Annotated in this window: 13 protein-coding genes; 7 read left to right on the top strand and 6 right to left on the bottom strand. The window is 69.5% G+C overall.

The features are described from left to right. Window positions 1–61 precede the first annotated feature (61 nt). Complete coding sequence (leuE, locus tag ABZ904_RS27405) at window positions 62–715, top strand: leucine efflux protein LeuE (RefSeq protein ID WP_359393819.1); 654 nt, start codon at window positions 62–64, stop codon at window positions 713–715. Between the two features lie 15 nt (window positions 716–730). On the opposite strand, the gene ABZ904_RS27410 is transcribed toward leuE, so the two are convergent. Beyond that, window positions 731–1,888 (bottom strand): acyltransferase, encoded by a 1,158-nt coding sequence (locus ABZ904_RS27410; RefSeq protein ID WP_361825983.1) that lies wholly within the window; start codon window positions 1,886–1,888, stop codon window positions 731–733. A 375-nt stretch (window positions 1,889–2,263) separates the two neighbouring features. Between ABZ904_RS27410 and ABZ904_RS27415 the strand changes: the two genes are divergently transcribed. Genes ABZ904_RS27415 through ABZ904_RS27425 form a run of 3 tightly spaced genes read left to right on the top strand, consistent with a single transcriptional unit; the run spans window position 2,264 to window position 7,704 of the window. After that, window positions 2,264–3,637 (top strand): glycosyltransferase family 29 protein, encoded by a 1,374-nt coding sequence (locus ABZ904_RS27415; RefSeq protein WP_361825985.1) that lies wholly within the window; start codon window positions 2,264–2,266, stop codon window positions 3,635–3,637. Continuing rightward, complete coding sequence (locus ABZ904_RS27420; RefSeq protein WP_361825987.1) at window positions 3,634–5,982, top strand: glycosyltransferase; 2,349 nt, start codon at window positions 3,634–3,636, stop codon at window positions 5,980–5,982. Before ABZ904_RS27415 ends, ABZ904_RS27420 begins: the two co-directional genes overlap by 4 nt. A gap of 3 nt (window positions 5,983–5,985) precedes the next feature. Next, window positions 5,986–7,704 (top strand): hypothetical protein, encoded by a 1,719-nt coding sequence (locus tag ABZ904_RS27425; RefSeq protein WP_361825989.1) that lies wholly within the window; start codon window positions 5,986–5,988, stop codon window positions 7,702–7,704. Between the two features lie 108 nt (window positions 7,705–7,812). Here the strand turns inward: ABZ904_RS27425 and ABZ904_RS27430 are convergent, their stop codons facing one another. The 5 genes from ABZ904_RS27430 to ABZ904_RS27450 all read right to left on the bottom strand — a co-directional run bounded on the left by ABZ904_RS27430 (window position 7,813) and on the right by ABZ904_RS27450 (window position 13,126). Further along, the gene (locus ABZ904_RS27430; RefSeq protein ID WP_361825991.1) at window positions 7,813–9,081 is read right to left on the bottom strand and encodes an NAD(P)/FAD-dependent oxidoreductase; all 1,269 of its coding nucleotides are present in this window, start codon (window positions 9,079–9,081) and stop codon (window positions 7,813–7,815) included. Next, the gene (locus ABZ904_RS27435; protein ID WP_361825993.1) at window positions 9,078–9,521 is read right to left on the bottom strand and encodes a GtrA family protein; all 444 of its coding nucleotides are present in this window, start codon (window positions 9,519–9,521) and stop codon (window positions 9,078–9,080) included. Before ABZ904_RS27435 ends, ABZ904_RS27430 begins: the two co-directional genes overlap by 4 nt. After that, complete coding sequence (locus ABZ904_RS27440) at window positions 9,511–10,554, bottom strand: glycosyltransferase family 2 protein (protein WP_359393805.1); 1,044 nt, start codon at window positions 10,552–10,554, stop codon at window positions 9,511–9,513. The genes ABZ904_RS27435 and ABZ904_RS27440 overlap by 11 nt, the downstream gene beginning before the upstream one ends. Window positions 10,555–10,808: 254 nt before the next feature. After that, complete coding sequence (locus ABZ904_RS27445; protein ID WP_360998105.1) at window positions 10,809–12,140, bottom strand: polysialyltransferase family glycosyltransferase; 1,332 nt, start codon at window positions 12,138–12,140, stop codon at window positions 10,809–10,811. Further along, on the bottom strand, window positions 12,140–13,126 hold the full coding sequence (locus ABZ904_RS27450) for a glycosyltransferase family 2 protein (RefSeq protein ID WP_359393801.1): 987 nt from the start codon (window positions 13,124–13,126) through the stop codon (window positions 12,140–12,142). Before ABZ904_RS27450 ends, ABZ904_RS27445 begins: the two co-directional genes overlap by 1 nt. Window positions 13,127–13,324: 198 nt before the next feature. On the opposite strand from ABZ904_RS27450, the gene ABZ904_RS27455 reads away from it, so the two are divergent. Genes ABZ904_RS27455 through ABZ904_RS27465 form a run of 3 tightly spaced genes read left to right on the top strand, consistent with a single transcriptional unit; the run spans window position 13,325 to window position 16,961 of the window. Beyond that, window positions 13,325–14,665, top strand: coding sequence for a DUF6716 putative glycosyltransferase (locus ABZ904_RS27455; protein ID WP_360998103.1), 1,341 nt, complete (start codon window positions 13,325–13,327; stop codon window positions 14,663–14,665). Between the two features lie 41 nt (window positions 14,666–14,706). Continuing rightward, window positions 14,707–16,008 carry an N-acylneuraminate cytidylyltransferase gene (locus ABZ904_RS27460; RefSeq protein WP_359393797.1) on the top strand — a complete coding sequence of 434 codons (1,302 nt, stop codon included), beginning with the start codon at window positions 14,707–14,709 and terminating at the stop codon, window positions 16,006–16,008. A 14-nt stretch (window positions 16,009–16,022) separates the two neighbouring features. Beyond that, complete coding sequence (locus ABZ904_RS27465; protein ID WP_360998101.1) at window positions 16,023–16,961, top strand: N-acetylneuraminate synthase family protein; 939 nt, start codon at window positions 16,023–16,025, stop codon at window positions 16,959–16,961. Window positions 16,962–16,966 lie beyond the last annotated feature (5 nt).

The following is a 16,966-nucleotide window of genomic DNA, read 5'->3' on the forward strand; positions in this document are numbered from 1 at the left end:
GACCGTCTCACCCCCCGAAACCCGGACCGGAGTGTCGGATCCCCGTGCGACACTCCTTTCCATGTTCGGTGTCATCGATCTCCCCACCTATTTGGCAGGACTCGTCCTGATCGTGCTCCTGCCCGGTCCCAACTCCCTGTACGTCCTGTCCGTTGCCGCCCGGCGCGGGGTGCGGGCGGGGTACACCGCGGCGGCCGGTGTCTGGTGCGGGGACACCGTGCTGATGACACTGTCCGCGGCCGGCGTCGCCTCCCTGCTCCAGGCGAACGCGGTGCTGTTCGGCATCGTGAAGTACGCGGGCGCCGGCTATCTGACGTGGCTCGCGATCGGGATGCTGCGGGCCGCCTGGGGGATGTGGCGGACGCGGCGGGAGAAGACCGTGGAGGACGTCCCGGCCCCCGCCGGCCCCGCCGGGGAGCGGCCCTACCGCCGCGCGCTGGTCGTCAGCCTGTTCAACCCCAAGGCGATCCTGTTCTTCGTCGCCTTCTTCGTGCAGTTCGTCGACCCCGGGTATGCCTACCCGGCGCTGTCCTTCGTCGTGCTCGGCGCCTTCGCGCAGCTCGCCAGCGTGCTCTACCTCAGCGCGCTGATATTCAGCGGCACCCGCCTGGCCGAGGCCTTCCGCCGCCGCAAGCGGCTGTCGGCAGGGGCCACCTCGGCCGCGGGTGCGCTGTTCCTGGGGTTCGCCGTCAAGCTGTCCCTCGCCAGTGCCTGACGGCCCCCCGTCCGGCTAGAGCAGGGGCTTCGAGAGGGCGGTCCGCAGCTTCGGGGTCAGCCACTCCTCCACGCACCGATTCAGCAGCCACGCCAGCACCAGCATCGAGGCGATGGTCAGCGCGAAGGTGCCCGACGGCGGGATGTGCAGCCCCCGGTGCAGTTCCTTGATGACGACCCATCCGAGATGCTCGTGGACGAGGTAGAACGGGTACGTCAGTGCGCCGGCGACGGTCAGCCAGCGCCAGTTGGCCCAGCTGAGCCAGCCCAGCGCGATCACGGTGACCGCGAGGAAGCCGAAGGTGACGACCGCGATGATGCCGTAGGCGCTGCGGTAGGAGAACTCGTGCGCGTTGTGGTGGTGCCACAGGCTCTGCACCGCGTAGTGCTGGCCGATCAGCCAGTTCACGGCCACGATGCCCCAGGCGTACGCGTCCTTGCGGTTCCGGTACACCAGGTACAGCCCGACACCGCCGACGAAGAACGGCGCGTACTCGGGCATCAGGACGACCTCGAGCAGCGGGTTCTTGGAGGCGTGCGTGATCGCCGCCGCCAGCGTCCAGCCGGCACAGAACATGATCACCCGTCGGCGGTTCGCCCCCGGCAGCACGATACACAGGGCGAAAAGGGCATAGAACCGAATTTCCGCCCAAAGCGTCCAACATACACCCAGCACACGCTGGGCGCCCAGGGGCTGCTGGAGCATCGTCAGGTTCACCAGCGCGTCACTTGGTGAGACGGTCTTGTAGACGACAATCGGCAGGGCGAACACCGCGGTCACGATGATCACCGCCGCCCAGTAGGCGGGCAGCAGACGCGCGGCGCGCGATGCGAAGAACGAGCGGAGCGGCCGCCCCCAGCCGCTCATGCAGATGACGAAGCCGCTGATGATGAAGAAGACCTGGACTCCGAGGCAGCCGTAGGCGAACCACGAGTGCAGTGTCGGGAACAGCGTCTTCGCCGACTTCCCCCAGGCGGTGGTGACGTCGCCGCCGCGGCCGCCGTAGTGGTAGAGCGCCACCATCAGTGCCGCCACGAGTCGCAGCCCGTCGAGGGCGCGCAGCCGGCCACCCGAGGACTTCGCTCGCGGAGGAGCGGCCGGAGCACTCTGGTCCGGAATGGCCGCGGCCTTGGCGGGCTGCGGCTTGGCTGTACTCACGACCGTTTCGGTCACGCTGGTCCCCCTCATGCGCGGGTCTGTTTTGCATACTCCTGACCGAATGCGCCCAGGTCGGAGAAGAGGCGTCTATGAGCACCCTAAGACGTCCCCCTGAGTACTCATGTTCGGCGAGATCGCCATTTGCCTGTCGGTCCCTGTCGGTTAACCGGGACGTCGTATTGGTTCCTTACTGTTCTTCAACCTTCCCCCCAGGCCTTGCCGATTCCATGCGGCTTTCACACCTTGCAGAGCAGGAGCACCATGACGAGGGTTCGCAGTAGATGGTCACTTTCCCGGCCCGGGGGACCAATCTCGGCAGCGGCGGACGCCGGACCGCCGAGTGCCGAGGTCACGCCGACCGAACTTGAGGACTGTCTGCGCGCATGCGCCGTGCACAGCGGCAAGGTCGTCGGAAGCCTCGACCCCCGGCGTGCGGCTCTGGCTGAACAGCTGCGCCAGCTGCTCGCCGCATGGGCCGGACAGCAGCAGCCGACGGCGGCCACGACGGGCAATCTGCTCCGCCGCGGCGCGAAGGCGGCCACCGGCGGAGGTGTCGGCAACGAGCTGCTCGACGCGCTCCTCGCCGTCGGCAACAAGGCGCTGGACTGCGGCTACGACGACGAGCTGAACCTCACCCTGCTGATCACCGACGCCGTTCTTACCCTGCGTAAGAACTCCCGCGCCGGCTGGCGGCTGCGCGCGCGGCTGCTGGAGGCCATGGGCCTGCCGACCGCCGCGGTCGAGGCGTACGAGCGCTACCTGGACCTCACCAGTGAGGACGGATTCGGCGTCCGCGCCCGGGTCACCGGCATCCGGACGGCCCAGGAGCGGCGCGGGGAACTCCTCTCCGTGCTCCGCCGGGACGTCCCGGCCGCCGCCTCCTTCACCGAGCGGCCCCCGACCGAGGCGTGGTCCGAAGGTCTCCAGGCGCACGCCGACGGCGACTGGGACGGAGCGCAGGCCCGCCTGGTGGGAGCGCTCCTGACCATGGACCGCATCGAGGCGCCCGAGCAGGACTTCCAGGAGGCGCTCAGCCAGTACCTGGACCTGGCCACCGCCGGCCACGGCCGTCCCACCCCCGGGTTCATCGAGACCGTCGCGCTCTTCGCGGAGCAGCGCCGCAACCGGATGCGCGGCCCCCTGGAGGACCCGCTGTTCGGCGGTGTGCAGTGGCTCACCCTGGGCGAGTTCCGCAACCAGATCGCCGGGAAGTCCACCTGCCTGATCGCCAACTCGGGCAAGGTCGGGGCGAGTTCCATGGGTTCCGAGATCGACGGCTACGACCTCGTCGTACGCTTCAACTCGTACAAGCTCGACCCCGTCCACACCGGTAAGCGGACCGACATCCATGTCACCATCCACAAGCACGGCTTCAACTGGGACCAGCCGGTGACCACCCGCCTCGTCTTCGGCGGGCTCTCCGGGGACTGGAAGTACTCCCTGCGCAACCGGCTGGTGCCGGGCGCGCAGCAGTACCTCGGTGACGAGACGCTGCGCTGGCCCGTCCGCAACATCGGCAACATCGGCTCCGATGTGTGGCCCGGGATCCCCACGAGCGGCTTCAACATGCTGTGGCTGCTCGACTTCCTCGACGTCAGCCCCGCCCTGGACCTGATCGGCTTCGACTTCTACGAGAGCGGCGCCTATCGCATCGACGCCGCGATGAAAATGCCCATCACGTCCGTCCACGAATACACCAGTGAGAAGGCGTGGGTCATGGAACGGGCCCAGAGCGTCTCCGGCATGAGGATCTCCCTGCGATGACCACCATCCCCACCTCCGGCTCCGTCGCCGCCGCGGCCCGGACGGCGGCACCCGACGCGGGCTCCGCCCGGGCGCTCACCGGCAAGCGCCGTATCGCCTTCGCCAGCTTCGTGGACGAGAACTACCTTCCCGGGTTCCTCGCCCTGCTGCGCTCCCTGGCGCTGTCCAACCCGGACGTGTGCGAGGACTTCATCGTCCTGCACGACGACCTGCGCCCCTCGTCCATAGCCCGGATACGCGCCCTGCACCCGCGGATCGTGCTGCGCCGGGTGGATGCCGACCACTACGACTCGTACGTCAAGGGCGACCAGGACAACTACCTGGTGCGCAAGGCGTACTTCATCCTCGACATCTTCCGCATCCGTGATTACGACACCGTGATCACCCTGGACACCGACATGGTGGTCCTCGGATCGCTGAAGGAACTGCTCTCGCTGCGCGAGGGACTGGCGGCCGTGCCGCAGTTCTTCTACGGCCAGCACAAGCTCAACAGCGGGCTCCTGGTCATCCAGAAGGAATACCTCAGCGACGAGTTCTGCGCGAAGATCGACAAGGTCGGCCGCGCGGGCACCTACGAGCTGGACAAGCACGACCAGGGCATCCTGAACGCCGTGCTCGACGGCGACTTCGTCCGCCTCGACCCGAAGTACAACTTCGTCAAGCGCCGGTTGTCCGGGAACCTGCCGGTGCCTGACGACACGACCATCCTGCACTTCACCGGACGGCACAAGCCGTGGCAGGGCGGCGAGGTCGGCTACGAGCTCGCGCAGGAGCGCTGGCGCGAGTTCGACATCGACGACACCGAGCTGCACGCCGCCTACGTCGCCCTGAACGGGGCCCTCCACCACGACCTGCTCGTGCACTTCGGTATGCCGCACGTGGAGCGCACCGGTGACGTCGACGTCGCACGCCGCGTCGCCCTCGCCCACATCGGTGCGGGCGACTACCAGGCCGCCGTCGACATCATGGAGCGGGTGCACATCCCCGTCGACGAGGCCTGGCCGCACGAGGTCTACGGGCACGCCCTGATGAGCGTCTCCCGCAACGATGAGGCCCGGACCCAGCTGCTGCTGGCCACCGCCGCGCCCAACCGCGCCGCGACCGCCTTCTCCCGGCTCGCCCAGATCGCCTGGGTGCACGGCGAGGACGACGCCGCACGCCAGTACGCGCTGTCCGGGCTCTCCGTCGACCCGACCCACCGCGCCAACCGCATCTGGAACCAGCGCACCACCGGCGTCCCCGCCCAGCAGCAGGGCAGCCCCGAGGACCAGCTGGCGCACGTCGCCTTCTACATGGACCGCCAGGGCAACGCGGGTGACAAGCTGCTGCCGGAGAGCGTCCGTCTCGCCTTCGGACCCGACACCACCGGCCGCCGCTGGCACTCGGTCCACGCCCACCGGCTGTTCGACGAGCCGGCCCTCGAGCGCGTCAACGCCCGCAAGGGCCTGGTCATCGGCGGCGGCGGCCTGTTCATCCCGGACACCATGCCCAACGGCAACAGCGCCTGGCAGTGGAACGTCCCGGACGAGCTGCTGAACCGCATCGACGTACCCATCGCGGTGTTCGCCGTCGGGTTCAACGCCTTCGACGGCCAGTCCTACCGCGCCGAGCGGTTCCGCACCTCGCTGCGCCTGCTCGTGGAGCGGTCGGCCTTCTTCGGCCTGCGCAACCACGGCTCGATCGAGAAGGTGCGCGCCATGCTCCCGGCGCACCTGCACGACAAGGTGCGCTTCCAGCCGTGCCCCACCACGGTCACGCGGCAGATCGTCGCGGGCTGGCAGGACCCGGCCAGGCGTGACGACACCATCCTGATCAACGCCGCCTACGACCGCGCCGGGCTGCGCTTCGGCCACGACTACGCCTACTTCCTGGCGCAGATGGCCAAGGCGGTCAAAGGCCTCGGCGAGCTCGCCGAGGTGCAGTGCGTGGCGCACTCGCTGGACGACGAGAAGATCGCCTTCGACCTGCGCCGCGAGCACGGCATCTCGATGCCCGTCATCCCGATGTACAACTTCGAGAACGACGAGATCCGCGACCTGTACGCCCGCACCAAGCTGGTGATCGGCATGCGCGGGCACGCCGGCATGATCCCGTTCGGCTGCGGCACGCCCATCATCAGCCTCATCTCGCACCCGAAGATGGCGTACTTCCTGAGCGACATCGAGCGGCCCGAGTGGGGCGTGTCCGTGCACGACCGCAACCTCGGGGCACTGCTCGTCGAGCGCGCCCGGGACCTGCTCGCCGACCACGCCGCGACCGTGGCCGACGTGCACGGCCGCCAGCAGGAGCTCTGGAAGGTCACCGAGGCCAACGCCGCCGACCTCAGCAAGATCCTGGGCGGCTGACCCATGGCCACTCTTCTGGCCGACGCGCCCGCCGCGCCGAAGCCGCGCATCCGCCGGTCACCCCTGTGGTGGCCGGTGGTCGCGGTTCCCGCGGCGGCCGCCGTCGTGTACACCGTGCTCACCCGCCGCCTCACCGGTGACCTGCAGTACGTCCTCGGCGCACTGCGCACCGGTGGCGACGCGGGCTATTCGCCGTCGGAGGTCTTCACCCACCGGCCCTTCTTCTACCGGTGGTTCATCGCGCTGCTGGACAAGATCACCTTCGGCGACACGGTCGAGCGGGAGACCGTGATGGAGGCGGCGGGCGCCCTGCTCGCCGCCGCGGCGGCCTACGCCCTCTACATCGCGCTGCGGCGCTGGGTGAGCGGCCGCGAGGCGGCTCTGGCCGCGGGCGCGGCCGGCCTGCTGATGATCCTGACCCCGCGCACCGACTTCCTCCAGCCGGAGTGGGCGGCCGTGGTGCTGAGCGTGTTCGGCGTGGCCGCGGCGCTCGGCCCGGCCCGGCCGTGGCCGGCGGCGCTGCTCGCCGCGGTGCCGCTCGGGCTCGCGGTGATGATGAAGTACTCCACCGCCTCCACCGCGGCCTTCGGGATCCTGCTGGTCTACGTCGCCGACCGCGGCCGGGCCGTCCGGGTGGCGCTCGTCGCCGTGGTCGGCGCGGTGGGGCTGTTCGGACTGAGCGTGCTGGCCGGGTCCCACGAGTTGCAGTGGACCAAGGACATGCCGCAGATCAACCAGTCTGCGCTCAGCCGAACCGGCATCCATCCCGCGTACATCTTCGAGCGCTCGGTGGACTTCCTCGCCGACCGTTCGGTGCTCAGCCCCATGCTGCTGCTGCTCCCGGGCGCGCTGCTGCTCCTCCTCGCCCGGGTGCGCGGCCGCGGCCGGCGGCTCGAACTCTCGGTGATCGCCCTGGCCATCGGCTGCGGCTCGCTGGCCGTCGTGGTCGTGCAGGGCAACTGGTTCCTCTACCACGCCTTCCAGCTGACCGTGGTCGCCGCCGCGACCTGGGGCCTCGCCGTGGGTGGGGCACGGCGCACGCCGCCGTGGTGCTTCGGCGTCGTGTCGCTGCTGCTCGGAGCGCTTCCCGTGCTGTACACCCACGCGCCCAAGGGGCTGCAGCGGCCGGCGACCGTCTGGGCGCTGGGCCTGGTCGCCCTGCTGGCGGCCGGCGTGGACACCTGGCGCGAGGCCCGCGTCAGGAACGGCGCCCGGCCCGGGCGCCGGGGCGTGTGGCCGGGCGCACTCATCGCCCTGGCCGGTGTGGTGTGCGTGACCGGGGGCATCTGGCCCGACTCCCCGCACCTGGTGTCGCACGGCAAGGTGAACTCGACCAGCGCCTCGTACCTGCGGAGCATGGAGCGCAGGGAGCAGGTCGCAAACGAGTTGCGCGCGCAGATCCCCGCCGGCGCCCCCGTGCTCTACCTGGCCTTCGGCGACTCGGTGTACTACATCGACCACCCGGCCCAGTGCCGGTACCCGATCGCCACGTTCCTGCAGCGCAGCCGCTTCCTGAAGGACGTCGCCGGGCTGAAGTCGTTCAAGGAGAACGCCGACTGCGTCGACCACGATCCGGCTCGGTACGCGGTCCTCGACCGGGTCTGGTTCCGGCCCGGCAAGGTCGACCCGGAGCTCAAGCGGCGCATCACCGCCACGTACGACTGCCCGCCGAACGGCGAGTCGAAGATCGTGGTGTGCGTGCGCAGGCCCGGAGTCGACTGACCCGAGCACAAGGACTACGGGGCCCCGGCCGGCACACCGGAACCCCGTAGGCACAAAGAAGACGGGGCCCCGGTCGGCACACCGGGGCCCCGTCGTCGTTTCCGCGGGTCAGCGCAGCCCGAGCGACGCGGTCACCTTCCGTGCCATCGCCACCGAGTAGCTCTGCCCCCGGTCCTGCGGGTAGATCTGCGCCATCGTCGCCAGCGTGACCTTGCTCATCGGCGTCTCGTGGCCGGGGATCAGCGCGCGGTACTCGGGCGTCACGACCGGCTGGGCGAACCCGGCCTTCGAGAAGTGCCACTTCTGGATCCAGGAGCGGTCGAACTCCGGGTTGATCCGCTGCAGGTACGGCACGAACCTGTCCAGCAGCTCACCGGGCTCGGTGGTGAACCGCCAGTCCTCGCGCTCCACGTAGTTGCCCACGTACAGGACGTGCCGGCCGCCGTAGACGGACGGGTCGATCATCCGGGTGTGCTCGACCACCGCGAGGAACGGGAAGTCCGGCTCGTTGATGTTGAGCCAGTAGTACGGGATCACGCTGCGGTCCAGTTCCAGCACGAAGCAGGTCGCGCCCAGGTACTGGTTCTTCCACACGGCGTCGTCGGCGGGCAGACCTGCCGCCTTGGCGAACGCGGGCTGCGGGGTGGTGACGATCAGCCGGTCGAACTCGTAGCGGGAGCCGTCCGCGCAGTGCACCACGGCCGCCGCGTCGTCGCTGTCCTGCCGGATGGTGTCGACCGCCTTGCCGAACTCGACCTTGCCGCCGCGCTCCTCGATGCCGTCGCCCAGCGCCGCGTACACCCGCTCGAACCCGCCGTCGACATAGCCGAGTTCGAACGTACGGCAGTGGATGCGGGCCCACAGCCAGGCCATCGACACCTGCTCGGCGCGGTCGCCGAACTTGCCGCGCAGCAGCGGCTCCCAGATCGCCGCCGTCGCCTTCTTGCCGGCCCGCTTGCGCAGCCAGGCCAGAGCGGTGAGGTCGTTGTAGCGCTCTCCGTTGCGCACGGCCTTGAGCACCGCCGAGGAGCCCGCGAAACGCACGGCGTCCACCGGCGAGAACTCCGGGAAGCGCAGCATGTCGACCGGCGAGGTGAAGTCGATCAGCTTGCCGCTCCGGTAGATTCCCGTGGTCGGCTTGTGGAAGCGCAGTGCGTCGCCGAGCCCCAGCTCCTCGATCAGGGCGATCATGGCCCGGTCGCTGCGGAAGATGTGGTGGTAGTAGCGCTCCAGCGGCACACCGCCCACGTCCAGCGAGGCGGCGAGGCCGCCCAGTTCTCCGGCCGCCTCCAGGATGGTGACCTGGTGGCCGGCGCGTACGGCGTCCCAGCCGGCGGTCAGGCCGGTGGCGCCGGCGCCGATGATGCCGAGGTTCATGCGAAGCTCCACTTTCTGTTGAGCACGAACTGGAGCGCCAGGACCAGCGGCAGCGAGCCCGCCTTGACGAGGTTGGCGTCGATCCCCAGTGCGTCGGTGAAGACGAGGAAGAGCAGGTCCGTGAAGACGATCCCGGTCAGACCGACGGCGTAGAAGCGCAGGAAGCGCATCACGAGCCGGTCGCGCCGTTCGAAGGTGAACAGGGCGTTCAGGATGAAGTTGTTGGTGATGGCGAGCGTCGTGCTGAGCACGTTGGCGGTCTGCTCGTTCATTCCCGCCCAGTTGTGCAGCAGCAGGAAGACGACCATGTCCAGCGCGACGCCGCTGCCGCCGATCACGGTGTAACGGACCAGCTGGCGCAGCATCTGCGACCGGCTCTCGGTGACCGTGTCACCGGAGCCGGTCGCGGACGCCTCCTCGGCCGCGGTCTCAGACGCCACGACGACCGTCCCGCCCGTCGTCGTCCCCACCGATGACCTCGCGCACCAGGTACAGCGGGCGTCGCTGCGCCTCGCTGTAGATGCGGCCGATGTAGCTGCCCAGCACGCCCAGCGACAGCATCTGGGTGCCGCCCAGGAAGAGCACCACGACCATCAGCATCGTCCAGCCGGAGACGGTGATGTCGGGCCGGAAGAACTTCATCGCGAGCGCGTACACGATGCCGACGAGCGAGAGCATCAGCACCACGAAGCCGAGCCGCGTGATCAGCTTCAGCGGGGTGGTGGAGAAACTGGTCACGCCGTCGATCGCGAGGCGGGCCATCTTGCGCAGCGGGTACTTCGTCTCGCCGGCGAACCGCTCGTCGCGGTCGAAGGAGATCTCCTTCTGCCGGTAGCCCATCGAGGCCACGATGCCGCGCACGAACCGGCTGCGCTCGCGGTACCTGCGCAGTTCGTCGGCGACCCGCCGGTCCAGCAGCCGGAAGTCGCCGGTGTCCACCGGGATGTCCACGTCGGTCCAGGACCGCAGGAGCCGGTAGAACATGTGCGCGGTGGTCCGCTTGAACGCGGTGTCCTGCCGGGAGCGACGGCGCGCGTGCACGATCTCGGCGCCTTCGCGCCACGCGTCCACCAGCTCCAGGCTGACCTGTGGCGGGTCCTGGAGGTCGGTGTCCATGACGATCACCGCATCGCCCTTGGCGATGTCCAGGCCCGCCGTGATGGCGATCTGGTGCCCGAAGTTGCGGGCGAAGTCGATCACCCGGACGCGGCTGTCGTTCTTCGCGAGTGCCTCGAGCAGGGCGAGCGAGCCGTCGGCGGAGCCGTCGTTGATGTAGACCAGCTCGTAGTCGAGGTCCTTGCGCTCCGCGAGGGCGGCGGTCAGCGCGGCATGGAAGGCGGATATACCTTCCTGCTCGTTGTAGACCGGGAGCACGTAAGAGATCAGCGGCCGTCGGCCGGCCGGGGACTCGCGCTGTGCGAGCGGGACGGAGGCGACGGTCTCCACGGAGGGGCGGATGTCCTGCTGGGTCATCCCAGTCTGCCCGCCTGTCCGAACGCTGTGTAAGCAATACCTGAATGACGCATTGTCGGAAACTAAAGAAGATGCGTGAACCGCAGCCAAACAGACCGCGTCCAGGAATCGTCGTCCCCGTTTCTCTTCGGGTATTCGGATTGTGCGATCTTCGCTGACTTCTTCGATGTCCCACCGCCGGGGGGCAGGGAAACACAAAGCGGGTGGATCACCCGGTGATCCACCCGCTTTCCGGCGGCGCCGAAGGGACGCGTTCAGCGGCGTACCGCCTTGCGCAGTGCCCGGGCCCGCCGGACTACCCTGCGCGCCGTGGCGTTGCGCGGCAGGAACGCGAGCCGCTCGGGGATGCCGCCCGGCAGCCCCAGCGAAGTCAGCCGGCGGCGCTTGAAGTAGCGCTGTGTGCGCGGGCCGAAGTGCTCGGAGAGGAAGCGTTCGGCTGCCGGCCGCAGCTCCGGGTAGATCTGCGGCTGCATGACGAAGCCGATCGCGGTGACCAGATCGGTCAGCGTATCGGCCAGGACGGTGTCGGGCCCGCGCTTGTCCTCCAGCTCCGGCAGCACGGCGTCGGCCAGGCTGAGGGGGACGCGGTTGCTGTTCTGGTACGGCGTGAGGCGGTCCAGCAGCGGCTCGGTGCCGATCCGGGCGACCGGCAGGTCGTAGAAGGTCGAGGCGGTGAACAGCGCGGTCGAGAAGCATCCGACCACCAGGCCGGGCCGCACCTTCTCGAACAGGGTCTCGGCGAGCACCGGCAGGTCGATGACGCTGAGGTTCACGCCGAGCTTTTCGGCCTCGGTCTCCAGGGCCCGGCTATAGCGGGCCGGTGCGGTCGGGTGCGGCTTGAAGACGATCGAGCGGTGCCCGCGGGCGACCGCGCCCCGCATCATCCGCACATGCAGGTCCTCCTCCTCCTGCGGGGAGAGGATGTCGAGCGCGGACAGGTACTGGCCGAGCAGGACCGCGGCGTTCTCGGGCAGGGCCGGAAGCTGCGGAACGGCGTCGCCGAGCCGGCTCAGCACCTTCAGGAACGCGCTGGTCGGCACGATCTGGGCGGGCACGCCGAACTCGGTCAGCAGCAGCGGGGTCAGCCCGGGGACCAGGTCCAGGTGGAGCAGCCGCCGCACCCGCGTGCCGACCAGCGGGTCGATCTTGTTGCGGGTGGGGCCGTAGCTCATCAGCCCGTCGGCGTAGACGTCGATGGGCGCGTCCGTGAACATCTGGGCGATGGCCAGGGCCGGGTTGACCTGGATGGACTCCAGGACCAGGGACACCCGGTCGTCGCCCAGGTCCCACAGCATTCGCAGATAGCGTTCGAACAGCGGGATGTCGTCGGGGCGCGGCGACCAGGCGCCGGGGTGGAACGGGCGGATGGCGTCGTTCCAGGACAGGACGGCGTCGAAGTGATCGCGCAGCGGTGCGAAGCCCGGCATCTCGTCGACGGCGGGGGTGGTCTCGGGCATGCCGGCGTTGTTGCACACCAGCAGCACCCGGCGATCGGCCTCGGGGAAGCTGTCGGCCTCGATCGCGGCGGCCAGGGTCGCTGCGCCGTACAGCGTCGAGGCGCAGAAGATCTGAGTGGTGCGGGGCATCAGGCGGCCGCCTTCGGTGTGGTCACCCGGCGGCGCAGTCGTCGCAGCCTGGACGAACGGTTCAGGTCCATGGTGTCGAGGACGTCGGTGACCAGTTCCTGGGGCATGCGCTTGATCGCCGCGGCACTCATCGCGCGCAGCTGCCTGGCCACCCCCGGCTCGAACTTGTCGATCTCCGACAGGTGGTGGGCGATGATCGCGCAGTAGGTGCGCACCGCCTTCGGCAGCAGCCGGTCGGCGTCGGGGTCGGTCGCGGTCTCCTCGATCACCTGGTCGAACGCGCGGATGAAGTCGAGTTGGCGCACATCGCCGATCTGGGTGAGCGAGCCGGCCACGCCGCGGCGGTAGAAGACACCCATCAGGCTCACCACGGCGAACGACTCCGCCTGACGGTGCAGCTTCCAGATCCACGGCCGGTCCTCGGCCGTGCGCAGCCCGTCGGTGAAGTGCAGCAGGCCCTTGTCGAGCAGACGGCGGTGATAGGCGCCGGCCCAGGCGTAGGGGTAGTCGACAGAGGTGGAGCGGGTGGCGGGCAGGATCGCGTCACGCGGGTTCATGACTTCCCAGCGGCGTCCGTGCGGGGCGCGGAACACGGCACGGGCCCGCGCGGTGGCCTGGACATGATCCGTACGGACGAAGTCGCAGCCCAGATCCTCCAGGGCGGACACGAGCTCCCCGAGGTAGCCCGGGGCGAGCCAGTCGTCGCCGTCCAGGAATGTCAGGTACTCGCCCTGCGCGGCGTCCAGGCCGGTGTTGCGCGCGGTGGCGAGCCCGCCGTTCTCCTCCCGGCGGATGAAACGCACGCTCGCGACGTCCGAGAGCTCTTCGGCCGCGCGTTCGAGAATGGCCGGCGTGTCGTCTCTGGAATGGTCGTCGACGAGGATGAACTCGAATTCGGGTCGGGCGTTGAGCCGGAGACTCCGCAGAGTGTCCGGGGCGTATTGCTGCACGTTGTAGAACGGCACGATCACGGAAAGCTTTGGCACCTGCGAAAGCGTAGGGTGCTGCCCGCCAAGTGAACTTTCCGGTACGGATACGGGGGGTGAACTCAATGTGTCGGAACGGTGCATCCCGTGCGCTTTCAGGGCTTTGACGAGCCAGTTCGGCTCTCGGTGAGCTGCTGTTAACCTTTTGGTTAGTCACGGTTGGGTGAAGCCTTGGATTTGCTTCCTAGCGTCTGTGGTGTGCCAGCAAGTACTACGAAGCCCCTTCGGATTGCCGTACTCGCGGACTCCGACACCCGCTGGAAATGGGGTGCGCTGACCGCGAGCCGCATCGCTGCGGGCCCGTCCATGGAAGCCGGGTCGGGCGGTGACGCGCAAGCCGCCCCTCTCATGGCCGGCTTTCTGTTGCGCGGTCGTGCCACACCCACCGTGCGCCAGCTCGAAGAAGTCGGTGTCCGCGCGGACTCTCTGCGCGAGGTCACGGCCGTCGAGTTCCTGCGCGAGATGACGAAGGAGACGTACGACGTCCTCGTCCTCGCTCTCGTCGGCGGTGGGGTCCAGGCCATGCTGCACGGCCTCGCCCACGCCTGGCAGGGGCGCATCCGGCGTCCCCTGGTCGTCACCGGCTATGTCGGTGTCGTGTACGAGAAGCTCGCCGACGGCCTGCTGCTGCGGCACGGCGCGGACCTCGTCCTCGCGAACTCGCGGCAGGACGCCGAGCGCTTCCGCGCGGTGTACGAGGGGGTGGGCGCCGACGCCTCGTCGGTGACCGAGGTGGCGCTGCCCTTCCTCGGTGGCGCCCCGTACGAGAAGAGGGACCCCTACACGGTCGTCTTCGCCGCGCAGCCCTCCGTACCGGAGAACCGCAAGGACCGTACGTACCTGCTGGACCGGCTGATCCAGCACGCCCGCCGGCACCCCGAGCGCGAGGTGCTGCTCAAGCTCCGCTCCAGGCCGGGCGAGCACACCACGCACATCGAGGAACTGCCCTACCAGAAGCTGGCCCAGAAGCACGACCTGCCGGCCAACTTCCGTCTGGTGTACGGGAACATGGGCGAGGTCCTCGACCGCACCGACCTGCTGGTCACCGTCAGCTCCACGGCGGCCCTGGAGTCCCTGCACCGCCGCATCCCCACCGTCGTCCTGACCGACCTCGGGGTGCGCGAGGGACTCGGCAACCACCACTTCGTAGGCTCCGGCTGCCTCGCCTCCTGGGATCAGCTCGACGCCGGGTACGAGCCGGCGCCCGACCCCGGCTGGGTCGCCCGCCAGGGTGTCGCCGCCGACGGGTCGTACGCGACCGCCTTCGACGAGGCGCGCAGGCGCATCAGCGAGCTGCTCGCCACCGATGAGCTTCCGCCGCTGAAGCCCTACTACACGCCCGTCACCGCGCCCGGCTATCTGCCCGGCGTTCTCGCCCGCCACCACCTCGCCCCGGACGGCAGCCCGCTGCCCGGCGCGCCCGCCGCCGACAAGGCGCCCGGCCCGGTGCGCCAGATCGTCCGCCGCGCCGCCCGTGGCGCCTACCGCCACGGAGTGCAGCGCGTCGCGCCCGTGATCCGGCGGATGGGGGAGCTGTGAGCGAGCGCATCCCACGCCAAGGACCCCTAGGAGTAGTGCCCATGTCCAACCCGGAAGCGGGACACCCGGCGCCGGTGCGCCGTGTGCTCGCGGTGATTCCCGCGCGCGGCGGTTCCAAGGGCGTGCCCGCGAAGAACCTCGCCCCGGTCGGCGGGGCGCCGCTGGTGGCCCGTGCGGTGCGCGAGTGCCGCGCCGCCCGCCTCGTCACCGATGTCGTGGTCTCCACCGACGACCAGGCGATCGCCGCCGCCGCCCGTGAGGCCGGCGCCGAGATCGTGCTGCGTCCCGCCGCCATCGCCGGCGACACCGCCACCTCCGAGGACGCGGTCCTGCACGCCATGGACGCCCACGAGGCGCTGCACGGCTCGCCGGTCGACGTGGTGCTGCTGGTCCAGTGCACGAGCCCGTTCATCGTCCGCGAGGACATCGACGGGGTCGCCGCCGCGGTCGTCGAGAACGGTGCGGACACGGCGCTGACCGTGGCCCCGTTCCACGGCTTCATCTGGCGCGACGCGGCGGACGAGCCGGCTCCGGTCATCGGATCGCAGCGCACCGGCGAAATGGGCGGCAGCACCAAGGTCGCCGGCTCCACGGGCACCCATGGCGGGTACGGCGTCAACCACGACAAGTCGTTCCGCCCGCGCCGCCAGGACCGCCCGCAGGACCTGCTGGAGACCGGCGCCGCGTACGCCATGGACGCGGCCGGGCTGCGTGAGCACCGGCACCGCTTCTTCGGCCACACCGAACTCGTGCGCACCGACCCGGCCCGTGTGCTGGAGATCGACGATCCGCACGACCTGGCCCGCGCCCGGGCCCTCGCGCCGCTCTTCGACTCGAACCGTCCCGGTGCGCTGCCGACCCGCGCCGACATCGACGCGGTCGTACTCGACTTCGACGGCACCCAGACCGACGACAGGGTGCTGATCGACTCCGACGGACGTGAGTTCGTCTCCGTGCACCGCGGGGACGGCCTCGGCATCGCCGCGCTGCGCAAGAGCGGTCTGACGATGCTCATCCTGTCCACGGAGAAGAACCCGGTCGTCGCCGCCAGAGGCCGAAAACTGCAGATCCCGGTCCTGCACGGCATCGACCGTAAGGACCTCGCACTGAAGCAGTGGTGCGAGGAGCAGGGCATCGCGCCTGAGCGCGTGCTCTACGTCGGCAACGACGTCAACGACCTCCCGTGCTTCGCCCTCGTCGGCTGGCCCGTGGCGGTCGCGAGCGCCCACGACGTCGTGCGCGGCGCCGCACGCGCGGTCACCACCGTACCCGGCGGCGACGGCGCGATCCGAGAGATCGCCAGCTGGATCCTCGGCCCCTCTCTCGACTCCCTCGACAAGTAAGGAATCTCCCTGCCATGAGCACCAACTCCCGTCTGCGTCAGTTCGGTACGCGTACCGCCGGTCCCGGTCAGCCCGTGTACATCTGCGGTGAGATCGGCATCAACCACAACGGTGAGCTGGAGAACGCCTTCAAGCTGATCGACGTGGCCGCCGAGGCCGGCTGCGACGCCGTCAAGTTCCAGAAGCGCACCCCGGAGATCTGCACCCCGCGCGACCAGTGGGACATCGAGCGCGACACCCCCTGGGGCCGGATGACCTACATCGACTACCGCCACCGCGTGGAGTTCGGCGAGGACGAGTACCGTCAGATCGACGAGTACTGCAAGGAGAAGGGCATCGACTGGTTCGCGTCCCCGTGGGACACCGAGGCCGTCGCCTTCCTGGAGAAGTTCGACGTCCCGGCGCACAAGGTGGCCTCCGCCTCCCTGACCGACGACGAGCTGCTCCGCGCCCTGCGCGCCACCGGCCGCACCGTGATCCTGTCCACCGGTATGTCGACCCCGAAGCAGATCCGCCACGCGGTCGAGGTCCTCGGCTCGGACAACATCCTGCTCTGCCACGCCACGTCCACCTACCCGGCGAAGGCCGAGGAGCTGAACCTGCGCGTCATCAACACCCTGGAGCGGGAGTACCCGAACGTCCCGATCGGCTACTCCGGCCACGAGACCGGTCTGCAGACCACGCTCGCCGCGGTCGCCCTGGGCGCCACCTTCGTCGAGCGTCACATCACCCTCGACCGCGCGATGTGGGGCTCCGACCAGGCCGCCTCCGTCGAGCCGCAGGGCCTGCAGCGCCTCGTGCGTGACATCCGCACCATCGAGGCCTCGCTGGGCGACGGTGTGAAGAAGGTCTACGACTCCGAGCTCGGCCCGATGAAGAAGCTGCGCCGCGTGGCCGGCGTCGTCGCCGAGGCGGAGATCGCCGCGGCCGCCGGCGAGCCGATGTCGGTCTGAGCACC

This window comes from Streptomyces sp. NPDC046900, assembly GCF_040644975.1.
GTDB lineage: Bacteria > Actinomycetota > Actinomycetes > Streptomycetales > Streptomycetaceae > Streptomyces.